The 20,901-nt window shown below is 64.6% G+C and carries 20 protein-coding genes; 3 read left to right on the top strand and 17 right to left on the bottom strand.

The window, feature by feature from the left end:
- Positions 1-125: 125 nt before the first annotated feature.
- Positions 126-1,379, top strand: coding sequence for a PrsW family intramembrane metalloprotease (locus tag ACIPV6_RS01675; protein ID WP_400269231.1), 1,254 nt, complete (start codon positions 126-128; stop codon positions 1,377-1,379).
- A 61-nt stretch (positions 1,380-1,440) separates the two neighbouring features.
- Here ACIPV6_RS01675 and nusB read toward each other — a convergent pair whose 3' ends face one another.
- The 14 genes from nusB to ACIPV6_RS01605 all read right to left on the bottom strand — a co-directional run bounded on the left by nusB (position 1,441) and on the right by ACIPV6_RS01605 (position 15,030).
- Positions 1,441-1,851, bottom strand: a complete 411-nt coding sequence (gene nusB / locus ACIPV6_RS01670) for a transcription antitermination factor NusB (RefSeq protein WP_397321644.1) — start codon at positions 1,849-1,851, stop codon at positions 1,441-1,443.
- Positions 1,851-2,414, bottom strand: coding sequence for an elongation factor P (efp, locus tag ACIPV6_RS01665; protein ID WP_021470603.1), 564 nt, complete (start codon positions 2,412-2,414; stop codon positions 1,851-1,853). Before efp ends, nusB begins: the two co-directional genes overlap by 1 nt.
- Before the next feature lie 164 nt (positions 2,415-2,578).
- Positions 2,579-3,100, bottom strand: a complete 522-nt coding sequence (locus tag ACIPV6_RS01660) for a tetratricopeptide repeat protein (RefSeq protein ID WP_400269230.1) — start codon at positions 3,098-3,100, stop codon at positions 2,579-2,581.
- Positions 3,097-4,188, bottom strand: coding sequence for a 3-dehydroquinate synthase (gene aroB / locus ACIPV6_RS01655; RefSeq protein ID WP_400269229.1), 1,092 nt, complete (start codon positions 4,186-4,188; stop codon positions 3,097-3,099). The genes ACIPV6_RS01660 and aroB overlap by 4 nt, the downstream gene beginning before the upstream one ends.
- Complete coding sequence (locus tag ACIPV6_RS01650; protein ID WP_400269228.1) at positions 4,185-4,751, bottom strand: shikimate kinase; 567 nt, start codon at positions 4,749-4,751, stop codon at positions 4,185-4,187. Before ACIPV6_RS01650 ends, aroB begins: the two co-directional genes overlap by 4 nt.
- Positions 4,751-5,950, bottom strand: a complete 1,200-nt coding sequence (gene aroC, locus ACIPV6_RS01645) for a chorismate synthase (protein ID WP_400269227.1) — start codon at positions 5,948-5,950, stop codon at positions 4,751-4,753. Before aroC ends, ACIPV6_RS01650 begins: the two co-directional genes overlap by 1 nt.
- Positions 5,951-5,976: 26 nt before the next feature.
- Entirely contained in the window at positions 5,977-6,831 is an 855-nt protein-coding gene (locus ACIPV6_RS01640) for a shikimate dehydrogenase family protein (RefSeq protein WP_400269512.1), read from the bottom strand.
- Entirely contained in the window at positions 6,828-8,549 is a 1,722-nt protein-coding gene (gene mltG, locus ACIPV6_RS01635) for an endolytic transglycosylase MltG (protein ID WP_400269226.1), read from the bottom strand. Before mltG ends, ACIPV6_RS01640 begins: the two co-directional genes overlap by 4 nt.
- Positions 8,546-9,136 (bottom strand): Holliday junction resolvase RuvX, encoded by a 591-nt coding sequence (gene ruvX, locus ACIPV6_RS01630; RefSeq protein WP_400269225.1) that lies wholly within the window; start codon positions 9,134-9,136, stop codon positions 8,546-8,548. The genes mltG and ruvX overlap by 4 nt, the downstream gene beginning before the upstream one ends.
- Before the next feature lies 1 nt (position 9,137).
- Positions 9,138-11,816 carry an alanine--tRNA ligase gene (gene alaS, locus ACIPV6_RS01625; RefSeq protein WP_400269224.1) on the bottom strand — a complete coding sequence of 893 codons (2,679 nt, stop codon included), beginning with the start codon at positions 11,814-11,816 and terminating at the stop codon, positions 9,138-9,140.
- Between the two features lie 114 nt (positions 11,817-11,930).
- A complete protein-coding gene (locus tag ACIPV6_RS01620) occupies positions 11,931-12,155 on the bottom strand; it encodes a DUF6167 family protein (RefSeq protein WP_397321635.1) in 225 nt (74 codons plus the stop codon).
- 21 nt (positions 12,156-12,176) lie between these two features.
- On the bottom strand, positions 12,177-12,551 hold the full coding sequence (locus ACIPV6_RS01615; RefSeq protein ID WP_397321634.1) for a DUF948 domain-containing protein: 375 nt from the start codon (positions 12,549-12,551) through the stop codon (positions 12,177-12,179).
- Between the two features lie 189 nt (positions 12,552-12,740).
- Positions 12,741-13,361 (bottom strand): 30S ribosomal protein S4, encoded by a 621-nt coding sequence (gene rpsD, locus ACIPV6_RS01610; protein WP_387437188.1) that lies wholly within the window; start codon positions 13,359-13,361, stop codon positions 12,741-12,743.
- Positions 13,362-13,566: 205 nt separating this feature from the next.
- Positions 13,567-15,030: a replication-associated recombination protein A gene (locus ACIPV6_RS01605; RefSeq protein WP_400269223.1), complete on the bottom strand. Its 1,464-nt coding sequence runs from the start codon at positions 15,028-15,030 to the stop codon at positions 13,567-13,569.
- Between the two features lie 41 nt (positions 15,031-15,071).
- On the opposite strand from ACIPV6_RS01605, the gene ACIPV6_RS01600 reads away from it, so the two are divergent.
- The gene (locus tag ACIPV6_RS01600) at positions 15,072-15,758 is read left to right on the top strand and encodes an acVLRF1 family peptidyl-tRNA hydrolase (RefSeq protein WP_400269222.1); all 687 of its coding nucleotides are present in this window, start codon (positions 15,072-15,074) and stop codon (positions 15,756-15,758) included.
- Here ACIPV6_RS01600 and ACIPV6_RS01595 read toward each other — a convergent pair.
- The 3 genes from ACIPV6_RS01595 to hisS all read right to left on the bottom strand — a co-directional run bounded on the left by ACIPV6_RS01595 (position 15,755) and on the right by hisS (position 19,857).
- Positions 15,755-16,564, bottom strand: coding sequence for a GNAT family N-acetyltransferase (locus tag ACIPV6_RS01595; protein WP_400269221.1), 810 nt, complete (start codon positions 16,562-16,564; stop codon positions 15,755-15,757). The genes ACIPV6_RS01600 and ACIPV6_RS01595 overlap by 4 nt on opposite strands.
- A gap of 58 nt (positions 16,565-16,622) precedes the next feature.
- The gene (gene aspS, locus ACIPV6_RS01590; protein ID WP_400269220.1) at positions 16,623-18,416 is read right to left on the bottom strand and encodes an aspartate--tRNA ligase; all 1,794 of its coding nucleotides are present in this window, start codon (positions 18,414-18,416) and stop codon (positions 16,623-16,625) included.
- Between the two features lie 94 nt (positions 18,417-18,510).
- A complete protein-coding gene (gene hisS, locus ACIPV6_RS01585) occupies positions 18,511-19,857 on the bottom strand; it encodes a histidine--tRNA ligase (RefSeq protein WP_400269219.1) in 1,347 nt (448 codons plus the stop codon).
- Between the two features lie 207 nt (positions 19,858-20,064).
- Between hisS and ACIPV6_RS01580 the strand changes: the two genes are divergently transcribed.
- Positions 20,065-20,859 carry a peptidylprolyl isomerase gene (locus tag ACIPV6_RS01580; RefSeq protein ID WP_400269218.1) on the top strand — a complete coding sequence of 265 codons (795 nt, stop codon included), beginning with the start codon at positions 20,065-20,067 and terminating at the stop codon, positions 20,857-20,859.
- Positions 20,860-20,901 lie beyond the last annotated feature (42 nt).

Raw genomic sequence — 20,901 nt, 5'->3', positions numbered from 1 at the left:
CGGAATTAAAAAAGGAATATTTGCGTTTCAAAGCTACCACAGGCACCCCCGGCGCCCTCACCGCACGACCGGGGCAGCGGTGAGTTAAACCTCACATCTCCACCGCGTGGAATAGGCTCGGGAGCATGACCAGCAACTTTCCCGGCAGCCCTGGCGGCCCACAGCAATATCCTGGGCGCATGCCGGGCGCTTCCCCCAATCCCACCTGGATCGGCAGGGTGCAGCCGGGCAACTACCAAACTGCCCCCGGGAATCCGGGCCCGCTTCCCCAACAATCCTGGGCCACCCCGGCCCGCGCCCAGCCCCGACGGACGTGGGGGTTGATCCCGCTGCTCCTGGTGGGTGCCGTCCTGGTTTTCGGAAGCCTCATCCTTGTTATCCCTTTCCTGCTGGGAAACACCGGCGTCACCGGTTTCGTGATCGGCTTTGTGGCTTCGCTGGTTCCGCTGTCCGTGGTGTTGTTGACCGTACGGTTAATTGACCGCTGGGAGCCTGAGCCCAAGCGGCTGCTGTGGTTTGCGTTCACCTGGGGAGCCGCCGTCTCCATTGCCGCGACGCTCTTGATCCAACCTGTGTTTGCCTTGGCAGCTCCCACCACCAGTGAAGAGGCCTTCACCTACTTCATGGCCACGGTGCAGGCGCCCATCGTGGAGGAATTCAGCAAGTCGCTTGGCTTGCTGGTGCTCATCCTCGCGGCACGGAAATACTTCGACGGTCCGGTGGACGGGGTGGTCTTCGCCTTCACCATTGCCGCCGGCTTCGCTTTCACGGAGAACATCCTGTACTTCGGACGCGAGATCGCCTCGTCTTCCGAGCCGGGCGCAGACCTGGTCCGGATCTTCATCCTGCGCGGGGTTATGTCGCCTTTTGCGCACGCCATCTTCACCGGGACCACCGGGCTCATCATGGGGTTCGCTGCACGGAAATGGCACACCGGCTACGCGGTCCTGGCGTTCTTCGTTGGCCTGCTCCCGGCAATGTTCCTGCACAACCGCTGGAACAGCATGGGCCAGGACTTCCTGGCCGAATACTTTGTAATCCAGGTGCCGATCTTCCTGGTAGCCGCAGTGGGCATCATCCTGCTCCGGCTCGCCGAAGGAAAACTCACACGTCAGCGCCTGCAGGAATATGCCGCTGCCGGATGGTTCACGCCGGCAGAAGTGGAGATGCTGTCAACCGCCCGTGGCAGGAGGCAAGCCACCGGATGGGCTGCCACTCGCGGCCGCTCGGCCCACATGCGGGCCTTCATCAAGGCCGCCACGGCTTTGGCTTTCACCCGCCAGCGGATCCTGAGCGGACGCGACGTCCAGCTCCATCAACGGGACGAACTGGAACAGCTGCGGGCCATTCCGGGGCTCCGCGCGGCCGTCCTGGGGTAGGCACACAAAAAGGCCCGTCTTCCGGCACTCGCAGTGCGGGAAAACGGGCCCTTCATGGGTGCTAGGCCAGCAAGGATGGCTTGAGCTTCTGGAGCCGCCCGAGCAAGCCGTTGATGAATGCCGGCGATTCGTCCGTGGACATGGTCTTGGCCAAGGCCACGGCTTCGCTGACGGCCACGCCATCAGGAACGTCGTCGTTGTACAGCAGCTCCCAAGCGCCGATGCGCAGGATGATGCGGTCCACGGACGGCATCCGCTCCAACGTCCAACCCTGCGCGTAGGTCTGCAGGAATTCGTCGATGGTGGGCTGCATGGAGACAACACCCTCCACGATTTCCACCGTGTACGGGTTAACAATGAGGTCAGTCTTCTCCCGGCGCGCCTTCAGCGCGTCGAAAGCCGAGACCGAGCGCTGCTCGGCTTCGAAGAGTACTTCCAGGGCCCTGTTACGGGCCTTACCGCGGGCACTCACTAGTCGTTGACCCGGCCCAGGTAGCTGCCGTCGCGGGTGTCGACCTTGACCTTGGTGCCCTGCTCGACGAAAAGCGGAACCTGGATCTCGTAACCGGTCTCGACGGTTGCCGGCTTGGTGCCAGCGGACGAGCGGTCACCCTGGAGGCCAGGCTCGGTGTAGGTGATTTCGAGGACGACGCTCGGCGGGAGTTCGATGTAGAGGGGAGTGCCCTCGTGGATGGCGATGTTCACCATCTGGTTCTCCAGCATGAAGTTGGTGGCATCGCCCACCGTTGCGCCGGATACGTGGATCTGGTCGTAATCGCTGGTGTCCATGAAGACAAAGTCTTCGCCATCCTGGTACAGGTACTGGTAGTCGCGGCGGTCAACCGTAGCGGTCTCGATCTTGAGGCCGGCGTTGAAGGTCTTGTCCACAACCTTGCCGGACATGACGTTCCGCATCTTGGTGCGGACGAAGGCGCCGCCCTTGCCCGGCTTGACGTGCTGGAACTCAATGACGTTCCAGAGCTGGCCCTCGAGCTTCAGTACGGTTCCGTTCTTGATGTCGTTTGTGGTTGCCACTCGTATCCTCTGGTTTCTCTCACTGGTCAAAGCTAAGTTCTAGCTTCCAGCCGTATGCCAAGCCGGCATGCCTCAATGGCTGGCCAGCGCGTATTTATCAAAAATCCAAGAACCATTCTACCGGCAAATGGAGAGTGGCCCGTCAACGGGCAGCAGGAAGCGTCCTAGGAAGCCACTTCCACCACGTCGCGGGCACGCTGCAAGGCCACAGCGGAGGAATAGATCAAGGCCGCGTCGGCCGCCATGGCTACCCGCAGGTCCAGGGCCTTCGCGAACTCCTCCGAAGCCGCGACGGCGTTGCCACTGACGAAGTAGGCACGCCCAAGGTACTGATGGACCACGGCTTCCTTGGAGCTGCCGTGGACTTCACTAAGGAGTTGGCGGAACAGCTGAACGGCACGGTCATGCCTGTTGGTGGCACGGTGGACCTCGGCTTCGAAGATCCTCAGGCGAAACGACTCGGGGTCCTTGTAGCGAGCCTCGGCCAGCAATTCGGCGGCTTCCTTGGGCTGGTTCTCCAGCAGGAGTGCCATGATGCGGTCGGCGGGGTCTTCGGACACAGCCAGGGCGGACTCCATCGCGTCCTCGTTGACCACCACAGGGAGGAGGGTATCCGGGTTCATCCGGACTCCGGGGAAGCCGGCTGTTGGCCAGTCGCTGATGCCTTCGCTGAGGGTGGCCGTCATGATGCGATCTCCTGGTAAGCGGCAAACAGCAGTGAGGTGTCCGGAACGTCCAGGATGCCAGGCTTGGCAACCCCGTCCAGGACCACGAAACGAAGAAGGTCGCCGCGGGACTTCTTGTCGCGCCGCATGCCGTCCAGCAAACCCTGCCAGCGGTCCTTGCGGTAGGTGATGGGCAGGCCCAGGCTCTCCAGGATGGTCCGGTGCCTGTCGGCGTCGGCATCCGTGAGGCGCCCGACACTGCGTGAAAGCTCAGCGGCGAACATCATGCCGACGGAGACCGCCGCGCCATGCCGCCACGAGTAACGCTCCACGAGTTCAATGGCGTGACCCAAGGTGTGGCCGTAGTTCAGGATCTCACGCAGTCCGGATTCCTTAAGGTCCTGGGACACCACGTTGGCCTTGACCGCGATGGCACGCTCGATCAGTTCCCGGATCACCGCCGACCCCGGATCCGTCACTGCGTCCGTGTTCTTCTCCACGAGGTCCAAAATGGCGGGGTCCGCGATGAAGCCGCATTTGATGACTTCGGCCATGCCGGAAACGAGTTCGTTCCTGGGAAGCGTCTGCAGCGTGTCCAGGTCGGCAAGGACAGCGGCAGGAGGGTGGAACGAACCCACGAGGTTCTTGCCTTCCGCAGTGTTGATGCCGGTCTTGCCGCCGACGGAAGCATCCACCATGCCGAGCAGGCTGGTGGGCATGTGGATGACCTTGACACCGCGCAGCCAGGTGGCCGCAACGAAACCGGCCAGGTCCGTGACCGCACCACCGCCAACGGCGACTATTGCGTCCGATCGTGTGAAGTCGTTTTGGCCCAGCACCTGCCAGCAGAAGGCAGCTACCTGGATGTGCTTGCCCTCTTCGGCATCGGGGATCTCGGCTGTCAGTGCCGTGAAGCCTGCTGCCTCAAGTTCGTCGCGGACGGTATCGCCGGTCAGCCGAAGCGCCCGGGGGTGGATCACCAGGACACGGCGGACGCGCTCTCCGAGCTTGGCTGGAAGTGTTTCCAGCAGTCCCCGTCCCACCACGACGTCGTAGTTGTCCGAGGCGTTTTGCCCGGTGACCTTGATGACAGTTGCTTCGTTGCTCACTTTTCAACTTCCTCTTTCAAGGCTGCGTACTCGCGCAGCCGCTCCTCCAGCAGGAGGGCGATTTCCGCCACGGATCCCGACCGGACATCCAGGACGATGTTGGCGAGTCGCTCGTAGACGGGCTTTCGGGCTGCGAACAATGCCTCCCAGCGGGACATCGCGTCCCCCTGCAGCAAGGGGCGGCCGGTGTTCCGTGCAATGCGGTCTGCGACGGTTTCGGCATCGCATTCCAGGTAGACAACAGTGCATTCCTCAAGCAACTGCTGCGTCCCCGAATCAAGAACGGCTCCCCCACCGAGCGAAATGACGGCGGGCACCACCTTGGCGGAATCGATGGCCTTGGCCACTGCCCGCGCTTCGAGTTCACGGAAGGCATGTTCGCCGCGGCCTGCGAAGATGTCTGCAATGCTGCCGTGCGCGGCCACCACAACGGCGTCGGTATCCACGAAAGGTATGTCCAACTGTTGCGCCAACTGCACGCCGATGGCAGACTTTCCTACCGCCATCGGACCAACCAGGACAACGGGACGGCCGGCGCGGCCGCCCTGGATCGCGCCCGCCACTACCGGCCGACCGAGTCCAGGGTAGCCGGGATGCTGTCCAGGTAGCTCTGCAGGTTGCGGGTGGTCTCTGCCACGGAGTCGCCACCAAACTTCTCGGTGATGGCCTCGGCCAGCACCAGCGCCACCATGGCCTCTGCAACGACGCCTGCCGCCGGCACCGCACACACGTCCGAACGCTGGTGGTGGGCCTTGGCCGGCTCACCAGTGCTGACGTCGATGGTGCGCAGTGCGCGGGGAACCGTGGCAATGGGCTTCATCGCCGCACGGACCCGCAGCACTTCGCCAATGCTCATGCCGCCCTCGATGCCGCCTGCACGGTTGGTCTGCCGGATGATCCTGCCGTGCTCGTCCTTGACGATTTCGTCATGGGCGGCCGATCCGCGGCGCGCGGCGGTCAGGAAGCCGTCGCCAACTTCAACGCCCTTGATGGCCTGGATGCCCATGAGGGCTGCCGCCAGCCGTGAATCGAGGCGACGATCCCAGTGGACGTAGCTGCCAAGTCCCGGCGGGAGTCCGTAGGCGAGGACTTCAACGACGCCCCCCAGGGTTTCCCCCTCCTTGTGCGCGGCATCCACCTCAGCCACCATGGCGTCCGAGGTCTCGCGGTCGAAGCAACGCAACGGATCAGCATCCAGGGCGAGCACATCGCCCGGAAGCGGCAAGGGACGGCCTTCCGGTACGGAGACGCTGGCAATGGAAACGGTGTGGCTGACCAGTTCGACGCCAAGTTGCTTCAAGAACTGCGCCGCTACCGTGCCCAGGGCCACGCGCGTCGCGGTTTCCCGGGCACTCGCCCTTTCAAGCACAGGACGTGCTTCGTCAAACCCGTACTTTTGCATGCCGGTGAAGTCGGCGTGGCCCGGACGCGGACGCGTCAAGGGGGCATTGCGGGCCTGGTCCGCCAGGAGCTCCGGATCCACCGGATCCGCGGACATGATCTGTTCCCACTTGGGCCATTCTGTGTTGCCCACCTGGATGGCGACGGGACCACCCTGGGTGACACCGTGACGGACACCACCCATGATGGTCACTTCGTCCTGCTCAAACTTCATGCGGGCGCCACGGCCATACCCAAGGCGGCGACGCGCCAGCGCGTCGCGGATTTGCCCACTGGTGAGTTCAACACCGGCGGGCACGCCTTCAACTATTCCGACCAGAGCCGGACCGTGGGATTCACCGGCTGTCAACCAACGCAACATATAACCAATCCTGCCATGTAAGGCCTCTAGAACACTCGCCGGGGAAGCCCGACTGAGTCGCACATCACATCTATGACGGCGGCATCCACGTCGCATCCGCTGAAAAGCCGGATCTGTTCCGCCGCTTGGTACATCAGCATTTCTAGCCCGGGAACCACGGCACCGCCGTGCGCATGCCACACCTCGGCAAGGCGGCTCGGCCAGGGGTCGTAGGCGACGTCCAGCAGCACCCCGCCCCCGGTTCCGGGCTGGTCCGCCAACTCGTCCGCCAGGGCATCGGCGGCACGCGGCGGGAAGGTGGAGATCACCAGGTCACTCGCGGCTACCGCTGTTGCGGCTTCCGTGAGCGGACGGACCGCAAGGGAAATCCCGACGGCGGAAGCGGCCGCTTGCGCTTCGACGGCACGGGAGACATCGCGGACGAAGACATCGACGTGTCCCGCCCCCATCTCCTGCACCGCTGCGATCGCGGCAGCGGATGTTCCGCCGCCACCCAGGATGGACGCGTGGGGCGTCGTCGCCAGGCCAGCGTAACGGACTGCTTCAATGATGCCGGAGACGTCCGTGTTGTACCCCACCCGGCGGACGGAACCGCCGTCGTGCTCAAATGCCACGGTGTTGAGCACGCCCAAGTGGGCGGCAGCACCGCGGACCTCGTCCACCTCCGCCACCATTGCCGTCTTCAACGGCATGGTCACGGACAAACCGCACCACGAGCCATCTCCGCGGACCAATTCCATGAAGGCCGGAAGCGATTCCACTGTAACGTCGACAGCCGAATAGCCGATGTCCACGCCAAGCTTCGCATACGCCGCGGAATGCATCGCCGGAGACTTCGAATGGGAGATCGGGTGGCCCAGGACAGCAGCCCGGCGGCTCACACACACCGTCCCGGATTGGCCGCGCACCAGGCGTTGTATTGCTCAACGTAGCCGCTGTGCTCCGCCAACGTCTTGGAAAACTTGGTCTCCTTGGTGTCCAGGTTGATGGTCACCCAGTACAGGTAGTCGTTGGCAGTGGGCTTGGCGGCGGCATCGATCGCGGTCTTACCCGGCGAACCGATGGGACCCGCGGGGAGTCCAACGTTCGCATACGTGTTGTAGGTGTTGGACTTGTCGGCCTTCTCTTCGTCCGTCAGGTGGAAGGACTTCTTGCCCAGGCCGTAGGTCACGGTGGCGTCGGACTGGATGAGGCCGTTGGTTTCCTTGTTGTCCGGCTTGAGCCTGTTGTAGATGGCGCCGGCCACGTTTCCGTAATCGGCCTGGCCGCCTTCTGCCTGGACGATGCTCGCGATGGTCACGACGTCGTACTGCTTGGCCTGGTCCGTGATGCCCTGCGACTTGAGTTCGTCCAACGTGGCGGTGACGAGGGCCTGGATGATGTCCTTGCCCGATGTTCCCAGCGGGAAACGGTACTCACCGGGCGCAAGGAAGCCTTCAAGGTTCTTCGCCTTGGCCGGCAGCCCGAACTGCCCGGGGGCCTGGTTGAACGCATTGAGTTGTTGGAGCGGGATGCCCGAACCCTTGGAAATCGCGTCGAGCGACTCGTTGATCCGGAGGCCTGCGCTCAAGGCGAAGTAGATGACCTTGGACGAATCCTTGTTGGAAAGGATGGCGACGGCATCGGCGTTCTTCATCTCAGTCTTGAAGGTGAAGTCACCCGGAGACAAGACGCCGCCTTCCGCCGTGAAGGCCTTCACGAAGCTGTCGGCATCGGCCACGACCTTTTTCGACACCATGTCGGCCGCCACCTGCTTGGGTCCCGCACCTTCGGGCACCGTGACGGTGACTGATCCCGAACCCGGTCCCGGATAATCGGTCACCTTGTCCATGCCCAGGAGGGGCTTGAGGAACTGGGCGCCGATCACGATAGCGGCGACGAAGACGCCGAGGGTGATGAGCAAGGCGAGAACACGACGGCGGCGGCGCGCCTTGCGGGCAGCTGCTTTGCTCACCGGGGTTTCCATCGCCGGAATCAGCACATGGGCGTGATCGTCGGGATGGTGATCATCGGGATGGTCTTCATGATGCTCGTCGTATGCGTAGTGCGCATCGTGCCCGGCGTGGATGTCCCCGCCGTGATGGACATCGTGGTCCGCATAATCGTGGTGTCCGTGGTCGGCGGCCTCGCTGCCAGGGCTTGGATCGCCCTCAGCGTGGCCTGCATAGACGGGAGCCACGACCGGCATATGCGTGGTGGCATCGTGAGGCGCAGGCTCCTCCGAAATGGACGGAGCCGCTTCGGGTGCAGGCGGAACGGGATTCGGGAGATCCGCGGACTGGGCTTGCCCGGCCCGACGCGGCGCCGGCTCGGCCGCCGGTGGGGCAGGCTCCGCTGCCGGTGGGGTGGGCTGGGCTGCGGGAGGTGCCACGTACGGGCGGTGCGCAGCTGCGGCATTGGGGACCGCAGGTACGGGACGGGGAAGTTCGGGCTCCACTTCCGGCGAAGCGACCGCCTCACCTGGCGTGGCTTCGGGAACGGGCACCACGTTCTGGTTTTGCGTGGCCAGGAATCTTTCCCTTGCGCGCAACTCCTTGCGGGTCAGCGGCATGCCACCGCCCCCCGTACCGTTGGAGGGGTCGTTGTTGACCGGGCTCACAGTTGCAGTCCCCTCGTAGAAGAATCTGGATCACTGCCGGAGGCAGCCCGCAGCGTTGGGGCACTGCTGGGTGTATCGGACTGCGCCCGCGCCTGCACGCGGCGGCCAACGTCCGTTCCTCTGGCTCTTTGCATGTCGATCGCGTGCTGAAGTATTCCAGCAGCAGCAACCTGATCAACCACTTTACGGTGGTTCTTGCTGCTCATGCCAGCTTCGTGCAGGTTGCGGTGCGCCGTCACGGTAGTCAACCGCTCATCCACGAGGTTGACGGGAACGTCCATTCCGGCGCGCAGCAAGGCTTCCGCCAACAACTCGGCATACTCGGATGCCATCCGGGCGGATGCGCGTTCCTCGCCTTTCATGGTGCGCGGGAGGCCCACCACGATCTGGACCGCGCCGAGCTCTGCCACCTGCTTCACCACGACGCGGATGTCGGAATTCTTCTTGGCGTCCCGTCCGACGGTCTTGAACGGGGTTGCAAGGATTCCGTCGGGGTCGCAGATGGCAAGCCCTACGCGGACGGTGCCGACGTCCACCCCCAGCTTGATGCCCCGGGGGTAGACGTCGCCGCTGCTACTGGAACCCACCTCAGCGCTTGGCTATCGCGTCCACTACAGCGGCGAGGGCCTCGGAGACCTTCGCAGCGTCAGTACCACCGCCCTGGGCAACATCGTCCTTGCCACCGCCGCCTCCCCCGAGGATTCCGGCTGCGAGGCGAACCAAGGCACCGGCCTTCACTCCGGCGTCGCGGGCGGCCTCGTTGGTGGCCACCAGGACCACGGGACGATCGTTGCTGACGCCTGCGACAGCCACCGTGGATGCCTCGGAACCCAGGCGGTTCCGGAGGTCAAGGGCGAGGTTGCGGAGATCGTCCGCGCCACCAACCTGGCCCGCGTCGTGGGCAATGACACGGACACCCGCAGCGTCACGTGCGGTACCTGCCAGGTTTGCCGCGGCTGCAGCAAGCTGTTCCTTGCGCAGGCGGTCGAGTTCCTTCTCGGTGGCCTTGAGCTTGTTCAAGGTGCTGGAGATGCGGTCTGCCAACTGGCCGGACGGCACCTTCAGCAGTTCGGTCAGCTCGGTGACCAGGGCACGTTCGGCGGCCAGGTGACGGAAGGCGTCCAGGCCCACGAAGGCCTCCACGCGACGGTTTCCGGAGCCGACAGACTGTTCGCCCAGCAGCGAAAGGCTGCCGATCAGCGAGGTGTTGGACACGTGCGTGCCACCGCAGAGCTCCCTTGACCAGGCGCCGTCGATCTCCACTACCCGCACTTCGCTGCCATAGTTTTCACCGAACAATGCCATGGCTCCGAGCGCCTTGGCCTCGGCGAGGCCCATCACCTTGGTGTCCACCCGGAAGTTGTTGCGGATGGCGATGTTGGAGACTTCCTCGATTTCCGAGCGCGTGGCGGAGCTGAGGCCTTCGCCCCAGGCGAAGTCGAAGCGAAGGTACCCGGCCTTGTTGAAGGAGCCGCGCTGGGTGGCCTCCGGGCCGAGGATCTGGTGCAGGGCGGCGTGCACAATGTGCGTTCCCGTGTGGGCCTGCTCTGCGGCGTGGCGGCGTTCACGGTCGACGGCGGCACGCACCAGGGCGTCGCCGGCAATCTCGCCTTCGCGCACGATTGCCTTATGGACGCTCAGGCCCTTGACGGGCCGCTGGACGTCCAGGACCTCGACGACGAAACCGTCCCCGGTGATAAGGCCCGTGTCTGCCGACTGGCCACCGGCCTCGGCGTAGAACGGGGTCTCGTTGAGCACGAGTTCGATTTCGTCACCCGTCGAGGCGTGGGCTATCCGTTGGCCGCCGCTGACGATGCCACGGACCCTGGACTCGCCTTCAAGCTCGTCGTAGCCGGTGAAGACCGTGTCACCTTCGCCCAGCAGCTCCTGGTAGGCGGTAAGGTCGGCGTGGCCGCCCTTCTTGCCCTTGGCGTCGGCCTGGGCACGCTGGCGCTGTTCGAGCATGAGCGCACGGAATCCGGCCTCGTCCACCTTGAGTCCGGCTTCCTCGGCCATTTCAAGGGTGAGGTCGATCGGGAAGCCGTAGGTGTCATGCAGCGTAAAGGCGTCGGCACCGGAGAGCGGGACGCCGGCGGCCTTTGACTCAGCAACGGCATCTTCCAGGCGGGCAGTGCCGGAAGCGATGGTCCGGAGGAACGCCTTTTCTTCGGCGTAGGCAATGCGGCTGATGCGGGCGAAATCAGTCTCGACCACCGGGTAGACACCCTTCATGGCGTCCCGGGACACCGGCAGGAGCTCGGGGAGGCAAGCGTTCTCGACGCCAAGGAGGCGCATGGCCCGCACTGCGCGGCGGATCAGGCGGCGCAGGACGTACCCACGGCCTTCGTTGGAGGGTGCCACGCCATCGGCGATGAGCATGAGGGCTGAACGGATATGGTCCGCCACAACACGCATGCGGACATCGTCGGTGTGGTGCGGATCTTCGTCGGTCTCGGCGGAAGTGTATTCCTTGCCGGACAGCTCGGCAGCCTTGTCGATGACAGGACGGACCTGGTCGGTCTCGTACATGTTCTCCACGCCCTGCAGGATCATTGCGAGGCGTTCCATGCCCAGGCCCGTGTCGATGTTCTTGTTGGGAAGTTCGCCAACAATGTCGAAGTCCACCTTGGAGCGGACGTTCTCGATCTGGTACTGCATGAACACGAGGTTCCAGATTTCGATGTAGCGGGTCTCGTCCTCGATGGGACCGCCCTCCACACCGTATTCGGGGCCGCGGTCGTAGTAGATTTCCGAGCACGGGCCGGCGGGACCGGGCTGGCCGGTGTGCCAGTAATTGTCGGACTTGCCCATCCGCTGGATGCGCTCGGCCGGGATGGCGGTGTTCTTGAGCCACAGTTCCTTGGCTTCGTCGTCTTCTTCGTAGACGGTGACCCACAGGCGTTCCGCCGGAAGCCCGTAGCCGCCGTCGTCCACGCTCTTGGTAAGAAGTTCGAAGGCGAACCTGATGGCGTCTTCCTTGAAGTAATCGCCAAAGGAGAAGTTGCCGCACATCTGGAAGAACGTGCCGTGGCGCGCGGTCTTTCCGACTTCCTCGATGTCGCCGGTGCGGATGCACTTCTGGACGCTCGTGGCGCGGCTGTACGGCGGCTCTTCACGCGCAGTCAGGTAGGGAATGAACGGCACCATGCCGGCCACAGTGAAGAGAAGTGACGGGTCGCTGGAAACGAGCGACGCGGAGGGAACGGCTGTGTGGCCCTTACTGACAAAAAAGTCCACCCAGCGCTTGGTGATCTCCTGCGACTTCATTGGCTGATTACTTACCCTTCTCAATTCACTGCACACGTTGTGCGCGGTACCGGCTGATGCCGTTCCGCAGCTTTCCATTCTGCCCTGTTGCGGGCGCGGGGGCGAACCCGCCCGCTACCGGCGGACGGCGTCGTCGATGCCCAACGCCGCCCGGAGGTCCTCTTCGCGCTCGTGCATGCCCGCACGCACCGCGTCGGCAAAGTCGAACAGCCCGTCGGCCAGCCGGCCAACGGCGCGGTTCAGGCCATCAGGCCCGATGGAGGCTTGCGCCTCGTTGAACTTCTTGAAGGCGATGACGCCGATCGCGACGCCAATGCCCATCCAGACAACTCTCTTCATGTGTGATGCCCTCCCGGGGAATCAGCGGCTGCGCCGGCCGGACGATGGGGTGCTCTTCCTGGCGAACGCGGAGCGGACGCCATAGCTGAACGCGGCAACCTTGATCAGCGGCGAACCAACCGTGGCTGCCACCAGCGAAGACAACGCCGAGATGTTGGCGGAGGCATCGGAAACGTTCGATGCTATGCCGTCCACCTTCTTCAACTGCTGGTTGGTGGTGGACACCGTGGCCGTCACCTCGTCCATGAGGGGCGTGGCGCCGTCGCTGATGGAACGGATGGACGAGCGGACTTCGTCGAAAACTCCGCCGAGCTTTAAGATCGGCACAGCCAGCAACAGAACCAGGAGTGCGAAGACTCCTGCCGCAATCAGGCCGGCGATGTCGCCACCAGACATAGAACTCATCTCCTAGGATCGTTGCGCTGCCCGCGCCGGCCGTTTCCGGTTTGGCTGGGGCTTCCCCAAGTACCTTACAGACAAAAGGAGCCTCATCTCACCTGCGCAGGCAACACCGCATAGTCCAACCGCAAAGACAGAGAAGCCCGCGGCGTATGCCACGGGCTTCTCAGTGCGCTGCTGGAAAATTTAGCGAGCGTAGAATTCGACGACGAGCTGCTCTTCGCAAATCACGGGGACCTCGGAGCGCTTCGGGCGGCGAACCAGCTTTGCCTGCAGGGCGTCGATCTTGACATCCAGGTAAGCCGGGGTGGTGGCCAGGACGTGTGCACCGGCAGCTGCTGCCTGGAACGGTGCCATGACCTCGGAGCGGCTGTGGACGTGGATGAGCTGGCCTTCGCCGACGCGGAAGGACGGGCGGTCCACGCGGATGCCGTCAACCAGGATGTGGCGGTGCACAACCAGCTGGCGGGCCTGGGCGATGGTGCGGGCGAAGCCTGCACGGAGAACCAGGGCGTCCAGACGCATCTCGAGCAGTTCAACCAGGTTTTCACCGGTCAGGCCCTTGGTACGGCGTGCTTCTTCGAAGGCACGGGTCATCTGGGCTTCGCGGATGCCGTACTGAGCGCGCAGGCGCTGCTTTTCACGCAGACGAACGGCGTAGTCGGAGTCCTGCTTCTTGCGGGCACGGCCATGCTCACCGGGGCCGTACGGGCGGCGCTCCATGTACTTGGCGGCCTTGGGGGTCAGAGCGATGCCGAGTGCACGCGAGAGGCGTGCGGTACGGCGAGCACGAGTGTTGTTAGCCACTTGTGTCCTTCCAAATTACTGCGGTGTATCAGTGTTCCTGGCCTCCATCAGGGAGAGCATCGGCCAACCGCTGCCTCTTGCTACTGGCCCACGGCACAGTGCCATCGAAGGAAACTTCCATGGGATTGTGCGTCGGGTCATGCCAGACGAAGATCAATCCTACCACGGGGCCACGGTTCCACGGTCGCGGACCGGCACCAGGGAGCTACTGGCCGCGGATGATCTTGCGCAGCCGTTCGAGCCTGGGGGCAATGTCCCTCTCCGCGCCGTTGTTGGTGGGCACGTAGTAGTCCTTGCCCACCAGGTCGTCGGGCGGATACTGCTGGGTGGCCACGCCATGCGGCTCGTCGTGGGCGTACTTGTAGCTCTGGCCGTGGCCGAGCTGCTTGGCCCCGGGATAGTGGGCGTCACGCAGGTGCATCGGTATGCCCCCGCCGTACCCGGCACGGACGTCGGCGATGGCCTTGTTGATGCCCATGTAGGCGGCATTGGACTTGGGTGCGGTTGCCAGGTGGACCACGGCCTCGGCCAGGATGATCCGCCCTTCAGGCATACCGATCAGCTGGACCGCCTGTGCAGCGGCCACGGCCGTTTGCAGTGCGGTGGGATCCGCCATGCCAATGTCTTCCGCCGCGGAAATCACGATCCGTCGGGCGACGAACCGAGGGTCCTCCCCCGCCTCGAGCATCCGCGCGAGGTAGTGCAGGGAAGCGTCCACGTCCGAACCCCTGATGGACTTGATGAAGGCACTGGCCACGTCATAGTGCTGGTCGCCGGCCCGGTCATACCGGACGGCTGCCGCATCCACGGCGCGTTCGGTGTGGCGCAACTCCACGGGTACCGGCGCGTCCGGTGCGCCGTCGTCGGCAAGGCCCGGCTCGGCGTCGTGCGCGTCTTCCCCTTCGACGGCGGCGTTATCGCCAAAAGCGACACCTGCGGCGGCTTCGAGCGCGGTCAGCGCCCGCCGCGCGTCCCCACCGGACAAGCGCACCAGGTGCTCCAAGGCCTCCGGGCTGAGCTCCACCCGCCCACCGAGTCCACGCGTATCCAGGACCGCCCGCTGCAGGAGCCCCGAAATGTCCTCATCGGTCAGGGGCTTGAGCGTCAGCAGCAACGAGCGCGACAGCAAGGGTGACACCACGGAGAAGGATGGATTCTCCGTAGTGGCCGCCACCAGCACCACCCACCCGTTTTCGACACCGGGAAGCAGGGCATCCTGTTGGGCCTTGTTGAACCGGTGGATCTCGTCCAGGAACAGGACGGTGGTCTTCTTATAGAGGTCCCGGGCGGTCAGGGCCTCATCCATCACCCGCCGCACGTCCTTCACACCCGCCGTGATGGCGGACAACTCCACGAACTTCCGGCCCGGCCCCCGGGCGATCACGTGCGCAAGGGTTGTTTTTCCTGTACCTGGAGGCCCCCAAAGGATCACGGAACTTGGGCCGGCCGGGCCTGCGGCCTCCGCGCCGGCCGCCAACTGCCGCAGTGGTGAGCCTTGGCCGAGGAGGTGTTGTTGTCCCACCACGTCATCAAGCGTCCGGGGACGCATGCGGACCGCCAACGGGCTGCGCTGCGAAGCCATCCACTTGGCGTCGGAGACTCCCCCGGCCGCGGGCACGTCCTCCGACTCGTCGTCGTCGACTGCGCCGGCACCAAAGAGATCTTCCACATGGATAGGCTACTCATAGTTCCAGCAAAGGAGACATTGACGTGGACCGGCCCGTAACCAGCCCGCACCAACAAGGACCCCGCGCCGCCAGCCGGACGGCTTTGGTTGCTGCCGCGCGGCTCAGGGGCTGGGTGGACCGGTTTGCCGCCGGCCACGGGTCCGTGGCCGAGGATTTCGACGGCGACGGCCTGGTCCTGCGGGCCGCCGACGGCACCACCGCTGCGCTCAGGCCGCCATGGCCCATCGACGGGCGGCCGGGGCGCGGCGCCACTGAACTGGAGCGACTGGCCTCCCTGGCTGCCCAGGAACGCGGCCTTGGCCTTGTCCTGGTCCGACGTGGCGGCTTCGCCATTGCCGCAGCCAGCGGCGGCAGGATCCTCGCGTCGAAGAGCGGCAACCGCTATGTCCAGTCCCGCACCTCTGCAGGCGGACAGTCACAGCAAAGGTTTGCCAGGCGACGATCCAACCAGGCAGACGCTTTGGTGGAGACCGCAGCCGAACATGTGGCCCGGATCTTTGCTTCACACCTCATCGAATACATCGTCCCGGGAGGGGACCGCGCCCTGGTGGAGCAGGTACTCAACGCCACCGCCGTGCAGGCCTGGGCTCAACGGACCCGGCTGGCTTTCCTTGATGTGCAGGAGCCCAAGACTGCCATCCTGCCCAAAGCCGCGTCCGACGCCTGCTCCATCCGAATCACCGTCACCGATGGCCCGGGACGGCCCTAGCAGCCCGAGGATGCACGCCGCAACGGCGCCTGCCGGTAGAGATAGCTGCCATAGTCCGTGAAGCCGGCCCGCCGGTACAGGCTCTGAGCACCATGGTTTGCCGCCGTGACCAGCAGCCAGAATCCCTTGAGGTCCTCCTTCGCACCCTGGCCCAGCAGGGCATCCAGCACCAAGGTTGCGTAGCCTCGCCTGCGGTGCGCTTCGGACGTCGCCATGCCATAGATGCCGCCCCAGCCACCCGTCACAGCGAGACGCCCGACGGCGGCTGGCTGGCCGCCGTCGTCCCTTACCAGGGCGTAGACGGAAGGGCAGCCGGTCAGGATCCTGCGCGCGACCTCCAGTTCAGGCTCACCGCCGCGGCCGTCCACCGACCACCAGAGCCGGAGCCATTCCTCCGATGGCCGACGCGACAACTCCACGCGGCCGTCGCCGGACGACGGCAGGCCTGACGTGCCGCGCACCATAATCTGTGTGGCGGACTGCCTGGTGAAGCGCAAACCGTCCAGGACGTCATTGAGGCCGGCGCTGCGGTCGTCGTCGAAAACCTGGAAGATCAGCGGCAAACGGCGATCCCGGTACCAGGTGGACGCATGGCGGACAGCAGCCGCCACTTCCGTTTCGGGGGCGCCCGCGTCCAGGTGCCGGGGCCAGACGGAGTTCGCCCTCTGCGTCACTCCATCCGACGCCCTGAGCACCCACGGACCGGCATCTTCCCTTTCACAGGCAGGCCACGCGGCATCCATCAGCTGTTCGATCGAGTCCTGTTCCAGTGGGACGTTGTCCAGCACGGTGCGTGCACCTTCCATGACGGGTGGGAATGGCAAAGGCTCCCCGTCCGTGACGGGAAGCCTTATGCTGCGGGGGTTACTCGGACTTGGCCTCCGGCTTTGCGGCGGGCTTGGCCTCCGGTTTGAAGTCCACTCCGGCTTCCTTCCGCTGCTGCGCGGTGATCGGAGCGGGCGCTGCGGTCAGCGGGTCAAAGCCGTTGCCGGTCTTGGGGAAGGCGATGACGTCGCGGATCGACTCGACGCCGGCCAGCAGTGCCACCACCCGGTCCCAGCCGAGGGCGATGCCGCCGTGCGGAGGGGCGCCGTACTTGAAGCCCTCGAGCAGGAAGCCGAACTTGGTCTCGGCATCTTCCTTGTCCAGGCCCATCAGCTTGAACACGCGCTCCTGGACATCGGCCTGGTGGATACGGATGGAACCGCCACCGATCTCGTTGCCGTTGCACACAATGTCGTAGGCGTAGGACAACGCCGATTCCGGATCCTGGTCGAAGGTGTCCAGGAACTCAGGCTTGGGCGAGGTGAAGGCGTGGTGCACGGCCGTCCACTGGCCGGCGCCAACGGCAACATCACCGGACGCCACAGCTGCGGCAGCAGGCTCGAACATGGGGGCGTCCACAATCCAGACAAAAGCCCAGTCGTTCGGGTCGATGAGGCCGGTACGGTGGCCGATCTCCACGCGGGCCGCGCCGAGCAGTGCACGCGAAGCGGACTTCTCGCCCGCGGCGAAGAAGATGCAGTCCCCCGGCTTGGCGCCCACGGCATCCGCCAGGCCGGAGCGTTCCTGCTCGGTGAGGTTCTTGGCCACGGGACCGGCCAGCTCGCCGTCTTCCTTGTAGAGGACGTAAGCCAGACCCTTGGCACCGCGCTGCTTGGCCCATTCCTGCCAGGCATCCAGGGCGCGGCGGGCCTGGGACGCTCCACCGGGCATGACCACGGCGCCCACGTAGGGGGCCTTGAACACACCGAAGTTGGTGTCCTTGAAGAATTCCGTCAGCTCGGTCAGCTCAAGGCCGAAGCGCAGGTCCGGCTTGTCCGAACCGTACCGGGCCATGGCGTCGAGGTAGGTCATACGGCGGATCGGCGTGGGGACTTCGACGTCGATCAGCTGCCAAAGGGCCTTCACGATGCCTTCGCCCAAGTCGATGATGTCGTCCTGGTCCACGAAGCTGGCCTCGATGTCCAACTGGGTGAACTCGGGCTGGCGGTCCGCACGGAAGTCCTCATCACGGTAGCAGCGGGCGATCTGGTAGTACTTCTCGAAGCCGCCCACCTGGAGGAGCTGCTTGAAAAGCTGCGGCGACTGCGGCAGGGCGTACCAGGAACCCGGGGCCAGACGCGCCGGAACCACGAAGTCGCGGGCGCCTTCCGGCGTCGAACGCGTCAGCGTGGGAGTTTCGATCTCGACGTATCCACGCTGGTGCAGCAATTCACGGGCTACGCGGTTGGCCTCGGAACGGAGGCGGATGTTGCGGGCCGGGCCCGGGCGGCGGAGGTCCAGGTAGCGGTGCTTGAGGCGTGCCTCCTCGCCAACTTCCACGTGCTCGTCAATCTGGAACGGCAAGGGATCGGAAGTGTTGAGAATCACCACTTTGTCCGCGATGACCTCAATGTCTCCGGTGGCCAGGACGGGGTTCTCGTTGCCTTCGGGACGCTTGTTGACGGTGCCGGTCACCTGCAGGACGTATTCGTTGCGCAGGCCGTGGAAGACCTCTTCCTCGCGGACAACCACCTGGGCGACACCGGAGGCATCACGCAGGTCAACGAATGCCACGCCACCGTGATCGCGGCGGCGGCCTACCCAGCCGGCCAGGGTAACGGTTTGTCCAATGTGCTCGGAACGGAGTGATCCGAGGTCATGTGTGCGCAGCACAGCATTCCTTTCAGCATGAATTTTTAGGGATGTCCGCAAGGACGATCCCGTCCGAGTTTACCCGCCCCGGCCGCGGCCCCCACTACGGGGGAAGTCAGGCGGTGGTGACCCGGACGTACAGGTCCTCGTCCGACGGAGTCCAGGTGGCCGGATCCGCATCCACCTGCTCGCCCGAACGGATGTCCTTGACCTGGTGCTTGCCATCCTCATCGGTGAACCACACGAACGGAATGCCTCGGCGGTCGGCAAACTTGATCTGCTTGCCGAACTTTTCGGCCTTCGCGGCGACTTCCGTGGCGATGCCACGGCTGCGCAGTTGCGCAGCGACGTCCTGGGCTGCGGACCAGCTGTCATCGTGGTTCAAGGCAACCAGGACCGCAGTTGGCACGGAACGGGAGGCCGCGGCGAACTCCTGGCTCAGGATCCGCGAGACCAGGCGGGTCACGCCAATGGAGAGGCCAACGCCGGGGAACTTGCGGTTGCCCTTGCTGGCCAGGGCGTCGTAACGGCCACCCGAGCAAATGGAACCCAGCTGCTCATGGCCAACCAGGACGGTCTCCACCACCGTACCGGTGTAATAGTCCAGGCCGCGGGCAATGCTGAGGTCTGCCAGCACCTTGCCGGGGGCGCGCAGCACTGCTGCCTCAATGACCTGCTCGAGCTCGCTCAGGCCCTCGTCAAGAAGGTCGTCCTTGACGCCGAGAGCTTTGACCTGGGCCACGAAGGACGTGTCCTCGGTGCGGATCGTGGCAAGCTGCAAGGCCAGGCCGGCCTGCTCGTCCGTGGCCCCGAGCTCGCTCTTGAGCAGCTCCGCCACCTTGTCCGCACCGATCTTCTCCAGCTTGTCGATGCTGCGCAGCACCCCTGCAGTGTCCGTGAGGCCGATGCCGCGGTAGAAGCCTTCCGCCAGCTTGCGGTTGTTCACGCGGAGCCGGAACTCCGGAATGGGAAGGGCGCTCAGGGCTTCGGCAATGACCAAGGCGATTTCCACGTCATAGCGGAACGGCAGCTCACCATCGCCCACAACGTCAATGTCAGCCTGCGTGAATTCCCGGGCACGTCCCTCCTGCGGGCGTTCTCCGCGCCACACCTTTTGGATCTGGTAGCGGCGGAAGGGGAAGGCAAGGTAGCCGGCGTTCTCCACGACGTACCGTGCGAACGGCACCGTAAGGTCGAAATGCAGGGCAAGCGCGTTAGGGTCCTGGCGATCAGCTTTCGCCGGTTCACCTTCGTCATCCTGGAGGCGGCTCAAACCATAGACTTCTTTGTCGATTTCACCCTTGCGCAGCAGTTGGCCAACCGTCTCCACCGCGCGGGTCTCGATCGAGGAGAAGCCGTGCAGTTCGAACGTCTTGCGGAGGGTGTCCAGGACATGGAGTTCCACCAACCGCTCCTGGGGAAGCCACTCGGGGAATCCGGACAGGGAGGCGGTACGTGCCATGGTGGAATTGTCTCCTCGAAGAAAGCCGACCCGGAATTCAAAGCGGCGACAATAAACATCCAATCAGCGTTTATTGGGCAGGAGTCCAGACGGTCATGCATAAACTATGTGCGGCAGCCAGTTTATGCTTTCCTCGCGTGCACTTCTAATGCAGCATGCCCGGATCCCTTCGGCCGCCCTGGTACACGGACATTAACAGGAGGACTCTTGGCAACGAAGTCGCGCGATGAACGCGAGGCCAGACGACGCATCCGGCAGATGGAAGCCAAGCGTGCCCTGCGGCAGGAACAGGGCAAGCGGCGCAAGCGGGACAACGTCCTGGCCGCCACCGCGGCCGTCGTGGCCTTGGTCCTGGCCGTGGTCCTCCAGTTGACGGTGTTCAGCTCCAATCCCACCGAGGAGGAGTATGCAGCGGCCCAGGCAGGGCTCAGCTCGCCGTCGGCCTCGCCCGCAGCCACCAACAGCGCGGACGTTCCCAGTGCGGACACAGCCGCAGGGAAGACCTTTACGGGAGAACTCACCCTGAACAGCGGCGTGGTGGGAGTCCAGATCGATGGAACCACCGCTCCACAGGCTGCCGCCGTCCTCAAGTCGCTCAGCGATTCCGGCTATTACGCCGGCGCTTTCTGCCACCGGCTGACAACCTCCGATACCTTCGGCCTGCTGCAGTGCGGTGCCAAGGCCGAGGACGGCTCCGACGACCCGAACTACCGGTGGGGTCCGCTGGAAAACACCCCGGCCGACAACAAGTACCCCGCGGGAACCATCGCCGTGGCCCGCAGCGGCAACAACGCCTATGGAAACGGCCACCAGTTCTTCATCGTCTACAAGGACACCCTGATCCCCTCGGACTCTGCCGGCGGCTACACCGTGGTAGGGAAAGTAACGAGTGGCCTGGATGTGGTCACCAAGATCGCGGCGGCCGGGCTGAAGGCAGGTGCCGCCAACAACGACGGCGCCCCTGTGGCACCTGTCACGATAGACTCTTTTTCACTGAAGTAACCGACTCCCGGCCCCGGCCTGGGGTGCACGACCTTTAGCAGT

The sequence above is a fragment of the Paenarthrobacter sp. NPDC089988 genome, from assembly GCF_044748465.1.
Taxonomy (GTDB): domain Bacteria; phylum Actinomycetota; class Actinomycetes; order Actinomycetales; family Micrococcaceae; genus Arthrobacter.
The sequence above is the reverse complement of the archived record's forward strand: the minus strand, read 5'-3'. Positions and strand labels throughout refer to the sequence as shown.